General features: G+C 70.7%; 12 protein-coding genes. 10 read left to right on the plus strand and 2 right to left on the minus strand.

Annotated features, from left to right (window positions below):
* Positions 1-14 precede the first annotated feature (14 nt).
* Together ACFVYX_RS29765 and ACFVYX_RS29770 are read right to left on the minus strand one after the other, a co-directional pair.
* The gene (locus ACFVYX_RS29765; protein ID WP_389684579.1) at positions 15-1,583 is read right to left on the minus strand and encodes a vanadium-dependent haloperoxidase; all 1,569 of its coding nucleotides are present in this window, start codon (positions 1,581-1,583) and stop codon (positions 15-17) included.
* Between the two features lie 305 nt (positions 1,584-1,888).
* The gene (locus tag ACFVYX_RS29770; RefSeq protein WP_389684580.1) at positions 1,889-3,724 is read right to left on the minus strand and encodes a bifunctional metallophosphatase/5'-nucleotidase; all 1,836 of its coding nucleotides are present in this window, start codon (positions 3,722-3,724) and stop codon (positions 1,889-1,891) included.
* 153 nt (positions 3,725-3,877) lie between these two features.
* Here ACFVYX_RS29770 and mshD point away from each other — a divergent pair, with 153 nt between their 5' ends.
* The 10 genes from mshD (at position 3,878) to pstA (ending at position 14,543) form a co-directional block, all read left to right on the plus strand.
* Positions 3,878-4,804 carry a mycothiol synthase gene (mshD, locus tag ACFVYX_RS29775; protein ID WP_389684581.1) on the plus strand — a complete coding sequence of 309 codons (927 nt, stop codon included), beginning with the start codon at positions 3,878-3,880 and terminating at the stop codon, positions 4,802-4,804.
* A gap of 117 nt (positions 4,805-4,921) precedes the next feature.
* Positions 4,922-5,308, plus strand: coding sequence for a GntR family transcriptional regulator (locus ACFVYX_RS29780; protein WP_389684582.1), 387 nt, complete (start codon positions 4,922-4,924; stop codon positions 5,306-5,308).
* Complete coding sequence (locus ACFVYX_RS29785) at positions 5,305-6,162, plus strand: ABC transporter ATP-binding protein (protein ID WP_389684583.1); 858 nt, start codon at positions 5,305-5,307, stop codon at positions 6,160-6,162. The genes ACFVYX_RS29780 and ACFVYX_RS29785 overlap by 4 nt, the downstream gene beginning before the upstream one ends.
* Entirely contained in the window at positions 6,159-7,142 is a 984-nt protein-coding gene (locus tag ACFVYX_RS29790) for an ABC transporter permease subunit (protein WP_389684584.1), read from the plus strand. The genes ACFVYX_RS29785 and ACFVYX_RS29790 overlap by 4 nt, the downstream gene beginning before the upstream one ends.
* A gap of 198 nt (positions 7,143-7,340) precedes the next feature.
* On the plus strand, positions 7,341-9,620 hold the full coding sequence (locus ACFVYX_RS29795; RefSeq protein ID WP_389684585.1) for an RNA degradosome polyphosphate kinase: 2,280 nt from the start codon (positions 7,341-7,343) through the stop codon (positions 9,618-9,620).
* A complete protein-coding gene (locus ACFVYX_RS29800; RefSeq protein ID WP_389684586.1) occupies positions 9,607-10,608 on the plus strand; it encodes a CHAD domain-containing protein in 1,002 nt (333 codons plus the stop codon). The genes ACFVYX_RS29795 and ACFVYX_RS29800 overlap by 14 nt, the downstream gene beginning before the upstream one ends.
* The gene (locus tag ACFVYX_RS29805; RefSeq protein WP_389684587.1) at positions 10,605-11,033 is read left to right on the plus strand and encodes an NUDIX hydrolase; all 429 of its coding nucleotides are present in this window, start codon (positions 10,605-10,607) and stop codon (positions 11,031-11,033) included. The genes ACFVYX_RS29800 and ACFVYX_RS29805 overlap by 4 nt, the downstream gene beginning before the upstream one ends.
* Before the next feature lie 218 nt (positions 11,034-11,251).
* A complete protein-coding gene (pstS, locus tag ACFVYX_RS29810; RefSeq protein ID WP_389684588.1) occupies positions 11,252-12,394 on the plus strand; it encodes a phosphate ABC transporter substrate-binding protein PstS in 1,143 nt (380 codons plus the stop codon).
* A gap of 104 nt (positions 12,395-12,498) precedes the next feature.
* Complete coding sequence (gene pstC / locus ACFVYX_RS29815) at positions 12,499-13,473, plus strand: phosphate ABC transporter permease subunit PstC (protein WP_389684589.1); 975 nt, start codon at positions 12,499-12,501, stop codon at positions 13,471-13,473.
* Entirely contained in the window at positions 13,470-14,543 is a 1,074-nt protein-coding gene (gene pstA / locus ACFVYX_RS29820; RefSeq protein WP_389684590.1) for a phosphate ABC transporter permease PstA, read from the plus strand. The genes pstC and pstA overlap by 4 nt, the downstream gene beginning before the upstream one ends.
* Positions 14,544-14,559 lie beyond the last annotated feature (16 nt).

Below are 14,559 nucleotides of genomic sequence, written 5' to 3' on the forward strand. Positions count from 1 at the left end.
CGTCCTTTCCGGTACTAGCGCGGTACGTAGTAGAGGTGCGTGCGGCCGTCGTAGCCGTTCGCACAGCCGTAGGAGTTCCAGATCAGCTGGCCGTAGGTGTTCTCCGCCCCGTAGTCGTCACACCAGTACCAGGACGTGTGGGCGCCGTCGTACAGGTTCCCGACGGTCGTGGCACCCATGGGTTTGATCAGCCACTCCTTGCCCACGGTGGCGAGACGGGGGCTGCTGTACACGGGTGTCTTGTCGTTGTAACTCGTCGGCCCGTACGAGTTGTTGATGATCTGGCCGGCGGCCTTCCGGCCCGTCGCGACGCCGAGGTCGCCGTCCCACTGGTAGTGCACACCGAGGTAGACCCGGCTTCGGGCGTTCTCGGTGGCCGCCGCGCTGAAGGTGGGGAAGGTGCGGGAGACCCCGACCGCGTGCGGATCATCGGTGGTACCGGTGAAGGAGATGTTGTCCGTGCCGAAGAACTGCTTCATCGACTCGGCCCACGCTCCGGCGAAGGTCGCGTGCCCGGAGACGTAGGCCGGGAAGGGTGGGCTGAAGTGGTTTCCGGCTTCGTCGGCCGAGAGCGGCTGCCAGGAACTGTTCTGCGCGGTGTCCGGGTTGCCGTCCGAGTCGGCCAGCCGGACGGCGCTCTCGGGCCGCCACAGATCGATGGAGGTCTGGTACTTCGCGTCCCAGGCGGAGATCCCCGCGTCCGCCATCGAGCCCGCGACCAGCGCGAAGAGGCGGACGTTGGCGAGCTGGTCGAGTCCGCGCTGCGCGGAGACGGTCCGGGTGTGGGTGAAGAGCTGACCCGGCGGCTTGTAGGTGCCGTTCAGGTCGTTGGCCCAGAACCAGGCTATCTGCGTCTGGTCGGCGGTCCGTGTCGTGCTGTCGGCCGCCCCGAGCTCCGCGACCTCCTTGAACTGGGCCGCGTAGGCGGGGCTCTTCAGCAGCTCGGGCATCGTCGCGATCCCGCCGGGCGCCTGCGGACGCAGGTCGGCCGCCGTGGTCTTGAACTGCGTCCACGGGTAGTCGCCGTAGTCGATGAACTTCTTGACCTTGCCCCAGTTCGGATCCGCCGCGGGACCGGAGCCCGTCGGCCGCCACTGGCCGGGGGCGGTGCTCGGGGTGTACGGCGTGGTGTCCCCGGATCCGTCGCCGGTACGACGGGCGATCATCGCCGCGGCGGCCTTCTCACCGACGCTCCTGCCCTCCGCGGTGGTGGCGTCGACCGGCTCGCCCGTGCGGGCCGCCGTGAGGTAGGGGGTGAAGTCGAGCGCGGGAAAGGCCGACGTGAGGACGTTGTGGGCGGCGTGGTCCAACGCCGCCGTGACATCGGGAGCGACGCCGGCCTTCACGCTGATGCCTGAGGTGTAGAGCGCCCCGAGGCAGTTCTCCGGCTTGAAGCCGCCGCTGCTGTGGCAGCGGCTGGCGTTGGCCGCGTCGTACATGGCCAGGTGCATCATGGCCCCGGCCCGAGCCAGGGGTCCCGGAGAGCCGCCCGCGGTGACGTAGGCGTCGATCAGCGCTTGGTTCCAGTAGAGGACTCGGTCGCCTGTGGTCGGACTGGCGTGCGCGGGGGCCGATATGCCCACACTTGCCAGGAAAAGCGCCAGGACGACGGTGATGGAGCGTCTGCCAGGATGTTTCACAGTCCTGCCCCCAGAGATCATGGAAATTGATCGTTCCGACAAGATCCCGAGAAGCATACGATCCGCCTCCCTCCGGCGGGCCGTTCCGGGACGGAATCCTGAACGACGGCTCCACGACCGCCGGTTGACATCCGGGGAGGTCTCGAAGTCCGTCCCCGGCTGTTGATCCGGACCCGGACGCACGGGACCCCGCCGACCGTGACGGCCGGCGGGGTCCCGGGGTTTCGGGGCCACGCCCCGGAGCCTGGTTACGGCTTCGGGGGGTGCACCACGCTGATACGGTCCGTCGCCGGCACCGGCAGCGGAGCCGCCGCCGAGGAGTGGGCTCCCAGGTAGGCGGTGAACACGTCCAGGTCGGACGCGCCGACCAGCTTGTTCTTGTGCTCCTTCAGGACGGGGAAGCCGTCGCCGCCACCGGCCAGGAACTCGTTCATCGCGACCCGGTAGGTCTTCGCCGGGTCGATCGCCTCACCGTTGAGCCGCACCGAGTCGACCACGATCCGGTCGGCACCCGTCTTCGTCATGTCCAGGGTGTACGTGAAGCCCTTCGACACCTGGAGGATCTTCGGGGCCCCCAGGTTGGCGCCGCTGACCTGCTGCTGGAGCGTGGTGATGAGCTGGGCGCCGGTCAGGTCGACCGCCGTCATCATGTTGGCGAACGGCTGGACGTTGTACGCCTCTTCGTAGGTCACGACCCCTTCGCCCTCGGCGCCCGACGGCTTGTGGACCAGCGGCATGCGGATGCCGCCCGGGTTCATCAGGGCGAGCTGCGCGCCGCCCTTGTCGGCCGGGGCCATGCCCTCCAGCTGCGCGTCCGCGATGAGGTTGCCCAGCGGCTTCTCGTACACCTTGTCGGAGTTGTCGATGTCGGCGGAGATGTGGCCGACGGGGCGGCCGGCGATCGGCGCCGACAGGGCCTTCCAGCGCTTGATCAGGGTGCTCATGTCGTCGGCCGGGTCCACGGTACGGGTGACGACGTGGTTCGCGGAGGCGACGGCGGTGCGGACGATGTCCTTCGTGCGACGGTCGTAGGTGAGCGTCGTGTCGGTGTAGAGCCTGCCGAAGGAGGCCGCCGAGGTGACCGTGCGGGGCTTGCCCGCCGGGTCCGCGATGGTGCACGCGTACGCCTGGTGGGTGTGACCGGTGACCAGGGCGTCGACCTGCGGGCTGACGTTCTTGGCGATGTCGACGATCGGGCCGGAGATGCCGTCGCCGGGACCCGGGCTGTCGCAGTCGTAGTTGTACGCGCCCGAGGCCGGGGCGCCGCCCTCGTGGAGGAGGGCGACGATCGACTTCACGCCCTTGCGCTCCAGCACCTTGGTGTACTTGTTGATCGTCTCGACCTCGTCGCCGAACTTCAGGCCCTTGACGCCCTCGGCGGACACGATGTTCGCCGTGCCTTCCAGGGTGACGCCGATGAAGCCGATCTTGACGCCGTCCTTCTCCCAGACGAAGTACGGGTCGAGCAGCGGCTTGCCGCTCTTCTCGTCCGTCACGTTGGCCGCGAGGTAGGGGAAGTCCGCCCCCTCGAAGGTCCTGCCCTCCTCGAAGCAGCCCTCGACCGGGTGACAGCCACCGTTCTGTATCCGGGCCAGCTCGCGCGCGCCCTCGTCGAACTCGTGGTTGCCGACCGAGCTCACGTCGAGCTTCAGCTTGTTCAGCGCCTCGATGGTCGGCTCGTCGTGGAACAGGCCGGAGACCAGCGGCGACGCGCCGATCATGTCGCCCGCGGCGGCGGTGACGGAGTACCGGTGGCCCTGACGGGCCTGCCGCAGGTGCGTGGCGAGGTACTCGACGCCGCCGACACCGTTGACGGTCTCGGTCGTCCCGTCCTCCTTGAGGTGGGTGAGCCGGCCCGCCGAGCCCGTCGGCGGCTCCAGGTTGCCGTGCAGGTCGTTGAAGGACAGCAGCTGGACGTCGACCATCCGGCCCCAGCCCTTGCCGTTCCCGTACCCGGCGGCGAACTCGTCCCCGGACGCCCCGGCCGACGGCATCGTGGCGACGAGCGCCCCGACCGTCGCAAGCCCCGCCCCGGTGGCGAGAATCCGCCGCACGGTCTTGTTCTTCCTCGGTGCCACTGCCATCTCTCCCACTCGTCCCCTTGCCCCGTTTCGTCGGGCATTGATCTGCTCCCCGTTGCGCGTGCAGCCTAGAGTCAACGCGCGTAGCGCAACAGGGGGTGGCTGGTTACAAGACAGTTGCCGCTGGCTGACGAAGTGTCGCCGTAGGCTCGTGCCATGACTTCCGACGCGGCACCGGCCCTCGAACCCGGACGGCAGATCCACACCTACGACGAGCTCACCCCCGAGCAGATCCAGGACGTACTGGACCTGCTCGAGGCCGCCGACCACGCGGACGCCCTGCACGCCGTCTCCGAGCAGGGGCGGCTCTATCTGCGGAACGGCAGGCGCGAGGGCGTGCGGCACTTCCTGCTCACCGTCGGCCCCCACCTCTACGGCTACGCCCAGCTGGAGGAGACGGACCCGATCGAGGCCCCGGCCGCCGAACTGGTCGTCCACCCGGCCCACCGGGGCCGCGGCCACGGCCGGGCGCTCGGCACCGCCCTGCTCGCCGCCTCCGGCAAGCGGCTGCGGGTCTGGGCACACGGCGGCAAGGCGGCGGCCCGGCACCTCGCGCAGGTCCTCGGTCTGACGCTCTTCCGCGAGCTGCGCCAGCTCCGCCGGTCCCTCGTGCCGCTGGACATCCCCGAGCCGGTCCTGCCCGCGGGCGTCACGGTCCGTACGTTCGCCCCGGGCCAGGACGACGCGGCCTGGCTCGCCGCCAACGCCGCCGCCTTCGCCCACCACCCGGAGCAGGGCTCGCTCACCCAGCGGGACCTGGACGACCGGATGGCCGAGCCCTGGTTCGACCCGAAGGGCTTCTTCCTCGCCGAGAAGGACGGCCGGCTGATCGGCTACCACTGGACGAAGACCCACGCCGAGGAGCAGCTCGGCGAGGTGTACGTGGTCGGCATCCTGCCCGACGCCCAGGGCGGCGGCCTCGGCAAGGCGCTCACGGCGATCGGCCTGCGCCACCTGGCGGCGCAGGGGCTGCCGACGGCGATGCTGTACGTGGACGCGGACAACACGTCGGCGGTGCGGGTCTACGAGGGCCTGGGCTTCACCACGCACGAGGTGGACCTGATGTACCGCACGGAGTCGTGAGCTCGGAGTCCTGAACAGGGAGTCGTAAGTCCCTCCGGGAAGGGGGCGGTTGACACCGCCCCCTTCTTTGCACCACCCTTTCACTACTTGATTAGTGAAAGGGTGGTGCAAGGGATCGTGCTCGAGTACCGCATCGACCGGCGCAGCGGCGTCGCCACCTACCTCCAGATCGTCCAGCAGACGAAACAGGCCCTCCGCATGGGCCTCCTGGAGCCCGGCGACCGCCTGCCCACCGCACGCGAGGTCGTCGAAGCGACGGCGATCAACCCCAACACGGTCCTCAAGGCCTATCGCGAGCTCGAACGCGAAGGTCTCGTCGAGGCCCGCCGCGGCCTCGGCACCTTCGTCCGCGCCACCCTCGGCACCGGCCCCGCCGACTCGCCGCTGCGCGGCGAACTCACCGACTGGGCCCGCCGGGCACGCGCCGCCGGCCTGGAGCGCGAGGACGTGGCCGCGCTCTTCACATCCGTACTGAAGGAACACTTCGAGGGGGACGACGCATGACCAAGGACGGCATCGCGCTGGAGGCCGACCTGCTCGGCAAACGGTACGGAGGACGAAGAGGCCGCGGCTGGGCACTCCGGGAGTGCGACCTCACCCTCCCCACCGGCCGGATCTGCGCCCTCGTCGGCCCCAACGGCGCCGGCAAGTCCACCCTCCTCGCCCTCGCCGCCGGGCTCCTGCGCCCCACCGAGGGCACCATCGAGGCGCCCGCCCGCGAACACCTCGCGTACGTCGCCCAGGACAAGCCGCTCCACCCCCGGCTCAGCGTCGCCGACACGCTGCGCATGGGCCGCGAACTCAACCCGGGCCGCTGGCACTCGGCCGTCGCCGAGCGGGTCATCGAGGGCGGAGGCTTCTCCTCCGACACCCTCGTGCACCACCTCTCCGGCGGCCAGCGCACCCGCGTGGCCCTCGCGCTCGCCCTCGGCAAGCGGCCCGAACTGATGCTCCTCGACGAGCCGATGGCCGACCTCGACCCGCTCGCCCGGCATCAGCTGATGGGCCTGCTCATGGCCGAAGCCGCCGAACACGGCACCACCGTCGTCATGTCCTCGCACATCCTCACGGAGCTGGAGGGCGCCTGCGACCACCTGCTCCTGCTCCACGGCGGCAAGGTCCGGCTCGACGGCCCCGTCGACGAACTCCTCGCCGCCCACACCCTCCTCACCGGCCCCGTGGCCGACCTCGCCCCGCACACAGTCGTCGAATCCCGCACCACGGGCCGCCAGCTCACCGCCCTCGTACGCCACGAAGGCCCGGTCGAAGGCCCCTGGGAGACGGCGCAGCCCTCCCTGGAGGACCTCCTCCTCGCCCACCTCCGCACCACCCCCGTCACCGAAGGAGCCCCGGCATGAGCACCCTCGCCCTGAAGGGCCCCTACTGGGTGACGGTCCGCCAGTACCGGCGGACACTGTGGCTGACGGGGGCGCTGGTGCTCCTGGCGCTCGTGGTGATCGGGGGGCTGCGGATCTGGGACGCGCAGACACCGGACGTGCAGGTGCAGGACGGGTACCTGGACGTGGCCGACGGAAACCGCGCCCACCACCTGCTCCGCTTCGCGATCGAGGAACTCTCCATAGGGATGGTTCTCCTTCCGCTCCTCGTCGGCGCCTTCGTCGCGGGCCCGCTGATCGCCCGCGAGTTCGAGTCCGGGACGTACAAGCTGTCCCTCACCCAGTCGGTGAGTCCGGCAGCCTGGCTCCGCGCCAAGCTCGTCACCGCGACCGCCACCGCCCTCGTGACCGCGCTCGCCCTCATGGCGGTCTTCCGGATCGGCTGGGGCCGGGTCGGGGGCAGCTGGTCACTGAGCTGGTCCGAGCGGGGCCCGTACGAGGCGACCGGCATCGTCCTCCTCGCGTACCTCCTCGCCGCCGTCGCCGTGGGCGCCCTCCTCGGCCAGTTGATCCGCCGCACGCTCGTCGCGATGGCGGCGACGGGCCTGGTCCTGGGCGTGGTCGTCCTCGTCCTCGGTGCGTACCGCTGGTCGATCCTCCCGGTGAAGACGGTCACCGCCCAGGCGGGGGGCACGCTCTGGGCCCCGGAGAACGGCCTGATCATGGACTCGGGTCTCCTCACCTCCTCCGGCGCCCGCTTCAACGAGTCGATCTGCTGGGAGGAGGCGGCGATGACCCCGGGCACGGACAGCACCGAAGGCCTCTGGGGCAAGGTGGAGGCAGCGTGCCAGGCCCGGCACGGCGTCACCACCCAGTACCTCGACTACCACCCCCAGTCCCATTTCTGGCCCACCCAGCTCATCGAGTCCGGCATCGTCCTCGCCCTCGCCGCCCTCGCCCTGTACGCCGCCTTCCGCGTCCTGCGCGCGCGGCACCCGTAGCGAGGGAAACGGGGCGGGGCCGCCCACGGCCCCGCCCCCGATTCCCCCACGACACGTCCCCGTTACCAGCCATTCAGACGCGCTTGCGACGCTCACGCAATGAAGCGCTCCGTGTCCGCTCTCCCCAAGGGGAGACTTCCCTCCCCCACGGCCCGCTCCGACGCGCCCGGACACCCCTTCGCGCGGAAGAATGGGGCCATGAGCCAGCAGCCCGCCGAGGTCCCCGTCCAGTCCTCCGCCACGCCGAACGCCCAGTCGTCCGCCACGCCCGGCGCCCCGGCGTCCGCCCAGCCGTCCGTCGGTTCCATAGCCGCGCACCGCGCGCACGTGGTGAACGGCACCGTCGTGACCGACCTCGACCCCGACCTGGACGCCGACCCCGACACGTACGAGGACGACGGCACACTCGGCGACGAGCTGCCGCAGGGGCGTTTCCTCGACCGGGAGCGCAGCTGGCTCGCGTTCAACGAACGCGTCCTCGAACTCGCCGAGGACCCGTCGACCCCCCTCCTCGAACGGGCGAACTTCCTCGCGATCTTCGCCTCGAACCTCGACGAGTTCTTCATGGTCCGGGTCGCCGGCCTCAAGCGCCGCATCGCGACCGGTGTCGCCACCCGCTCCGCTTCCGGACTCCAGCCCCGCGAGGTCCTGGAGCTGATCTGGACGCGGTCGCGCGAGCTCATGGCCCGGCACGCCGCCTGCTTCCAGCAGGACGTGGCCCCCGCCCTGGCCGACGAGGGCATCCACCTGATCCGCTGGCCCGAGCTCACGGAGAAGGAGCAGGCGCGGCTCTTCACCCTGTTCCGCCAGCAGATCTTCCCGGTCCTCACCCCGCTGGCCGTGGACCCGGCACACCCCTTCCCGTACATCTCCGGCCTGAGCCTCAACCTCGCCGTCGTCGTACGCAATCCGGTGAGCGGCCACCGCCACTTCGCGCGCGTGAAGGTGCCGCCGCTGCTCACCCGCTTCCTGGAGGCCTCCCCGCAGCGGTACGTCCCCCTGGAGGACGTGATCGCGGCGCACCTGGAGGAGCTGTTCCCCGGCATGGAGGTGCTCGCGCACCACATGTTCCGGGTGACCAGGAACGAGGACCTGGAGGTCGAGGAGGACGACGCGGAGAACCTGCTCCAGGCCCTGGAGAAGGAGCTCATGCGGCGCCGCTTCGGGCCGCCGGTGCGCCTGGAGGTCGAGGAGTCCATCGACCCGTACGTCCTCGACCTGCTCGTACGTGAGCTGAAGGTCTCCGACGCCGAGGTGTACCCGCTGCCGGGCCCGCTGGACCTCACGGGGCTCTTCGGGATCGCCGGGCAGGACAGGCCCGAGCTGAAGTTCCCGAAGTTCATCGCCGGCACCCACCGGGACCTCGCCGAGGTCGAGTCGGCGTCCCCGCCGGACATCTTCGCCGCGCTGCGCGAGCGGGACGTGCTCCTGCACCACCCGTACGACTCGTTCTCGACGTCCGTGCAGGCCTTCCTGGAGCAGGCGGCGGCCGACCCGGACGTCCTCGCGATCAAGCAGACGCTGTACCGGACCTCGGGCGACTCCCCGATCGTGGACGCCCTCATCGACGCCGCCGAGTCCGGCAAGCAGGTCCTCGTCCTCGTCGAGATCAAGGCCCGCTTCGACGAGCAGGCCAACATCAAGTGGGCGCGGAAGCTGGAGGAGGCCGGCTGCCACGTCGTGTACGGCCTCGTCGGCCTGAAGACCCACTGCAAGCTGTCGCTCGTCGTACGGCAGGAGGGCGAGCTCCTCCGCCGGTACTCGCACGTCGGCACCGGCAACTACCACCCGAAGACGGCCCGCCTGTACGAGGACCTCGGCCTGCTCACGGCCGACCCGCAGGTCGGCGCGGACCTCTCCGACCTCTTCAACCGGCTCTCCGGCTACTCCCGCCGCGAGACCTACCGGCGTCTGCTCACCGCCCCGAAGTCGCTGCGCGACGGTCTGGTCTCCCGGATCACCAAGGAGATCGCCCACCACCGCGCCGGACGGCCCGCGTACGTACGGATCAAGGTCAACTCGCTGGTCGACGAGGCGATCATCGACGCCTGCTACCAGGCCTCACGGGCCGGCGTCCCCGTCGACATCTGGGTCCGCGGCATCTGCGCCGTACGCCCCGGGGTCACCGGCCTCTCGGAGAACATCCGGGTCCGTTCGATCCTCGGCCGCTTCCTGGAGCACTCCCGGGTCTTCGCCTTCGGCAACGGCGGCGAACCCGAGGTCTGGTTCGGCAGCGCCGACATGATGCACCGCAACCTGGACCGCCGGATCGAGGCCCTCGTACGGGTCTCCGACCCGGCCCACCGGGCGGCTCTCACCCGGCTCCTGGAGACCGGGATGTCCGACACCACCTCCTCCTGGCACCTCGGCCCCGACGGGAACTGGACGCGGCACGCGACCGACCCCGACGGACGGCCGCTGCGGCACGTCCAGGAGATGCTCATCGACGCGCGGAGGCGCCGGCGTGCACAACCCTGACCTGTCACAGGACGTCACCGCGGGCGAGGTCCTGGCCCCCTACCTGCACGCCCGGGCCGCGGACTTCCTCCGCGGCCTCCGGCTCCACGCCGAGAGCGGCTCGGACACGGCCGGATCGGAGGAGGCGGCCCGCACCCTGCGCGGCGCCGCCCGCCGGATCAGCGGCACGCTCCACACCTTCCGGCCGCTCCTCGACCAGGCCTGGGCCGATCAGCTGCGCACGGAGCTGGCCTGGCTCTCCGGCACCCTGGCCCTCGAACACGCGTGCACCTCCCGGCTCGTCCGCCTTGTGGACGCGCTGTCCCGCCTGTCGAGCGGTACGGGGAACGGCACCGGCGGCGGCCCCGTACCCGCCGCCCGGGGCAGCGAGGCGGCCGGACTCACCGTCGGCGCCGCCCGGGCCGGCGCCCTCCTCGAACGCCAGCTGACCCTGGCCCGTACACGTGCCCACTCGGCCTCCCTCCAGGCGCTCGGCTCGTCCCGCTTCCACGCCGTCGCCGACGCCGTCGCCCTCCTGGCCTCCGAGGTGCCCCTCGGCCCCGTCGGCGCGGCGCCCGCCGTCGAGGTCCTCGACGGCCCCGCCGAGGTCGCCGAACGGCGCCTCCTGGAAGCGGTGGCCGCCCTGCCCCTGACGCGGGCGGCCCACCCGTACAACGCGGACGCCCTCGCGCTCGCCGCAGGAGAGGGCCAGGACGCGCCCTGGCACCAGACACGGCTCCTGCTCCGCCTCCACCGGTACGCCTGCGAGGCCCTGCACACCGGCGGCGAACCCGACTCCGGCCTCTACCAGGCCGCCCGCGCCCTCGACCGGCACCGTGACGCCGCCGAGGCCGCCACGGCAGCCGCCACCGCCGCCCGCACCCCGCGCATCGCCCCGGCGACCGCGTACGCCCTGGGCGTCCTCCACGCCGACCAGCGCCACGAGGTCGAGGCAGCCCGCTTCGCCTTCCAGCGCGCCTGGCGCAGAACGACGGCCCCGGTCCCGTGAACGACGACCGGGGCCCGGTCCTCGCGGCGGGCTGCGTCCTGTGGCGCCCGGCGCTTTCCGGCCACGGCATCGAGATCGCCCTCGTCCACCGGCCGAAGTGGGACGACTGGTCCCACCCGAAGGGCAAGCGGAAACGCGGCGAGACGGCGGAGGCGTGCGCGCTGCGCGAGGTCCACGAGGAGACGGGCAGCCACTGCGAGCTCGGCCCACGCCTGCCCACCGTCCGCTACACGGTGGACGGGCGCCCCAAGGAGGTCGACTACTGGGCCGCCCGCGCCCTCGACGGCACCTTCACGCCCTCCAGAGAGGTCGACGCCCTGCTCTGGCTGCCGCCCACGGCGGCCAGGGCCCGCCTCACCCGGCCGAGGGACCGAGAGCTCCTGGACGCGGCCGTCGCGACCCGCCACCGAGCGACCCGCCACTGAGCCGTCCCACCCGGTCACCGGGCCACCCACACCCGGGCTTACGGCACGGTTCACTTCCCGTTCACTCTCTTCGGCCGACCGCTTCACCTGTTCTGCCTAATTTCGGACGTACACGGTGCACAGAACACAGCGACGCACCGCCCACCGACACACGCCGCCGTAGAACGTTCAGGACACACGGTCCGCGACAAGGCGGCTTCTGGAAGGAACACCCGAAAGTGAAGCTTTCGCGCAAGAACGGGCTTCGCGCCTCCGCGATCGGTGCCCTCGTCGTCTCCGGTGCGCTCGTCCTCTCGGCGTGTGGTTCGGACAACAACACGGAGACGCCGGCCAAGCAGGACGGCACCAAGTCCTCCACCGCCGCGTCGAACATCGCGTGCGAGGGCGCCAAGGGCCAGCTCCTCGCCGCCGGCTCCAGCGCGCAGAAGAACGCGATGGACCTGTGGGTCAAGAACTTCCAGGCCGCCTGCGAGGGCGTCGAGATCAACTACCAGGGCATCGGCTCCGGCGGCGGCATCACCAAGTTCAACCAGGGCCAGGTCGCCTTCGCGGGCTCCGACTCCGCCCTGAAGGAGGAAGAGGTCGCCGAGTCGCAGAAGATCTGCAAGGGCGGCAAGGGCGTCAACCTCCCGATGGTCGGCGGCCCCATCGCCATCGGCTACAAGCTGGAGGGCGTGGACAACCTGGTCCTGGACGCCTCCACCATCGCCAAGATCTTCGACAACAAGATCACCAAGTGGAACGACCCCGCGATCGCCAAGCTGAACCCGGGCGCCAAGCTCCCCGACAGCACGATCCAGGCCTTCCACCGCTCCGACGAGTCGGGCACCACCCAGAACCTCGGCAAGTACCTCTCCACCGCCGCCGCTGCAGACTGGAAGCACGACCCGAAGGCGAAGTCGTGGCCCGCCCAGGGCGGCCAGGCCGCGAACGGCTCCTCCGGCGTCGCCACCGCCGTCAAGGACGCCGAGGGCTCCATCGGCTACTTCGAGCTCTCGTACGCCACCGCGAACAAGATCTCCACCGTCAGCATCGCCACCGGCGCCTCCGCCCCGGTCGCCGCCACCTCGGAGAACGCCTCCAAGGCCATCGCCGCCGCCAAGGTCAAGGGCACCGGCAACGACGTCGCCCTCTCCCTGGACTACGCGACGAAGGCCGAGGGCGCCTACCCGATCGTCCTCGTCACCTACGAGATCGCCTGCGACAAGGGCAACAAGGCGGAGACCCTGCCGACCCTGAAGGCGTTCCTCAACTACACCGTGAGCGAGGAGGGCCAGAAGGTCCTCACCGACGCCGGCTACGCCCCGCTGCCGGCCGAGATCGCCGCCAAGGTCCGCGCGATCGTCCCCACCCTGTCCTGACCCCCGGCCGGGCCCGGCCCTCCCCAGGGGGGCCGGCCCGGCATCCGGTGCACCGCCGCCAGGAGCCCGTACACCCGTAGGGGCCCCGCAGACCGGAGAAGCAGATGGCTACCACCACACCAGACATACAGAGGAGCCGGGGCGCCAAGAGCGCCTCGCGCCCCGGAGACCGCATCTTCAGCGGCCTGTCCCGAGGCTCCGGCATCACCCTCCTCGTGATCATGGCCGCGATCGCCGGCTTCCTCGCCTACCGCGCCATCCTCGCGATCTCGCAGGACAGCACGAACTTCTTCACCACCTTCGAGTGGAACCCGGCGGGCAGCCCGCCGGCCTTCGGCATCGCCGTCCTCGCCTTCGGCACGGTCGTCTCGTCGATCATCGCGATGCTCATCGCCGTCCCCGTCGCCATCGGGATCGCGCTGTTCATCTCGCACTACGCCCCGCGCAAGCTGGCCAAGCCGCTCGCGTACGTCGTCGACCTGCTCGCCGCCGTGCCCAGCATCATCTACGGCCTCTGGGGCGCGATCTTCCTCGTCCCGTACCTGGACGGCCTGAACCAGTGGCTCGACCAGTACCTGGGCTGGACGTACATCTTCGACAAGGCCAACGAGGGCCCCGCCCGCTCTCTCTTCACCGTCGGCATCCTGCTGGCGATCATGATCCTGCCGATCATCACCAACGTGACCCGTGAGGTCTTCCTCCAAGTCCCGAAGATGCACGAAGAGGCAGCCCTCGCCCTCGGCGCCACGCGCTGGGAGGTCATCCGCATGTCGGTGCTGCCCTTCGGCCGCTCCGGCATCATCTCCGCCTCCATGCTCGGCCTCGGCCGCGCACTCGGCGAGACCATGGCCGTCGCCGTGGTCCTCTCCCCCAGCTTCCTCATCTCGGGCCACCTGCTCGACCCGGGCGGCGGCACCTTCGCACAGAACATCGCCGCCAAGTTCAACGAGGCCAACGAGTACGGCCGGGACGCGCTCATCGCCTCCGGTCTCGTCCTCTTCGCCATCACCCTGCTGGTCAACGGCGCCGCCCGCTGGATCATCGGCCGCCGCAAGGAGTACTCGGGGGCAGCGGCATGAGCCACGCCATTCAGGAACGCCCGGTCGCGGTCGCACCGCCCCGCGGATCCCTCTCCCACGCCCGCCTCCCGCGCTGGACGCCGGCCGCCGTCGCCGCCTTCTCCATCGCCGCGGGCATCGGCATCGGCCTCGCCGCCGGCTGGCACAGCAAGGTCCAGTGGGGCCTCATCGCCGCGCTGCTCTTCGTCCTCACCACGTACGTCCTGACCACCAAGGTCGAGGGCAGCCGCCAGGCCAAGGACCGCGTCGCCACCAGCCTCGTCTGGGTCTGCTTCGTCCTCGCCGTCGTCCCGCTGCTCTCCCTCGCCTGGGTCACGATCAGCAAGGGCATGGGCGTCCTCGACGGCTACTTCCTGGGCCACTCGATGAACGGCGTCCTCGACGCCGAGGCCGGCGGCGGCGTCTACCACGCGCTGCTCGGCACCATCGAGCAGGTCGGCATCGCGACCCTGATCGCCGCGCCGATCGGCCTGCTGACCGCGGTCTACCTCGTCGAGTACGGCGGCGGAAAGCTCGCCCAGGCCGTCACCTTCTTCGTCGACGTCATGACGGGCATCCCGTCGATCGTCGCCGGCCTCTTCATCCTCGCCACCTGGAATCTGATGCTGGGCTTCGGGCCCTCCGGTTTCGCCGGCGCGATGGCCCTGTCCATCCTGATGATGCCGGTCGTGGTCCGCTCCACCGAGGAGATGCTCAAGCTCGTCCCGAACGAGCTCCGCGAGGCCTCCCTCGCCCTCGGCATCCCCAAGTGGCGCACCATCCTGAAGGTGGTCCTGCCCACCGCGATCGGCGGCATCACCACCGGCGTCATGCTGGCGGTCGCCCGCATCACCGGTGAGACGGCCCCGGTCCTGCTCCTCGTGTTCGGTACGAAGCTCATCAACCCGAACCCCTTCGAAGGCGCGCAGTCCTCCCTCCCGCTCTACGTGTACGAGCAGTTCGCGGTCGGCACCGACGCCGCGATGGCCCGTGCCTGGGGCGCCGCGCTCGTCCTGATCGCCTTCGTCATGATCCTCAACCTGGTGGCCCGCGGCATCGCCCGCTGGAAGGCCCCGAAGACCGCCCGCTGACCAGCGGCAATTGGAA

Source organism: Streptomyces sp. NPDC058326, assembly GCF_042879855.1.
Taxonomy (GTDB): domain Bacteria; phylum Actinomycetota; class Actinomycetes; order Streptomycetales; family Streptomycetaceae; genus Streptomyces.

What these genes read in the sequence shown, in the direction of transcription:
- ACFVYX_RS29770 (WP_389684580.1), bottom strand. Translation starts at nt 3,724, where the DNA reads ATGGCAGTGGCACCGAGGAAGAACAAGACCGTGCGGCGGATTCTCGCC.
- mshD (WP_389684581.1), top strand. Translation starts at nt 3,878, where the DNA reads ATGACTTCCGACGCGGCACCGGCCCTCGAACCCGGACGGCAGATCCAC.
- ACFVYX_RS29785 (WP_389684583.1), top strand. Translation starts at nt 5,305, where the DNA reads ATGACCAAGGACGGCATCGCGCTGGAGGCCGACCTGCTCGGCAAACGG.
- ACFVYX_RS29790 (WP_389684584.1), top strand. Translation starts at nt 6,159, where the DNA reads ATGAGCACCCTCGCCCTGAAGGGCCCCTACTGGGTGACGGTCCGCCAG.
- ACFVYX_RS29795 (WP_389684585.1), top strand. Translation starts at nt 7,341, where the DNA reads ATGAGCCAGCAGCCCGCCGAGGTCCCCGTCCAGTCCTCCGCCACGCCG.
- pstC (WP_389684589.1), top strand. Translation starts at nt 12,499, where the DNA reads ATGGCTACCACCACACCAGACATACAGAGGAGCCGGGGCGCCAAGAGC.
- pstA (WP_389684590.1), top strand. Translation starts at nt 13,470, where the DNA reads ATGAGCCACGCCATTCAGGAACGCCCGGTCGCGGTCGCACCGCCCCGC.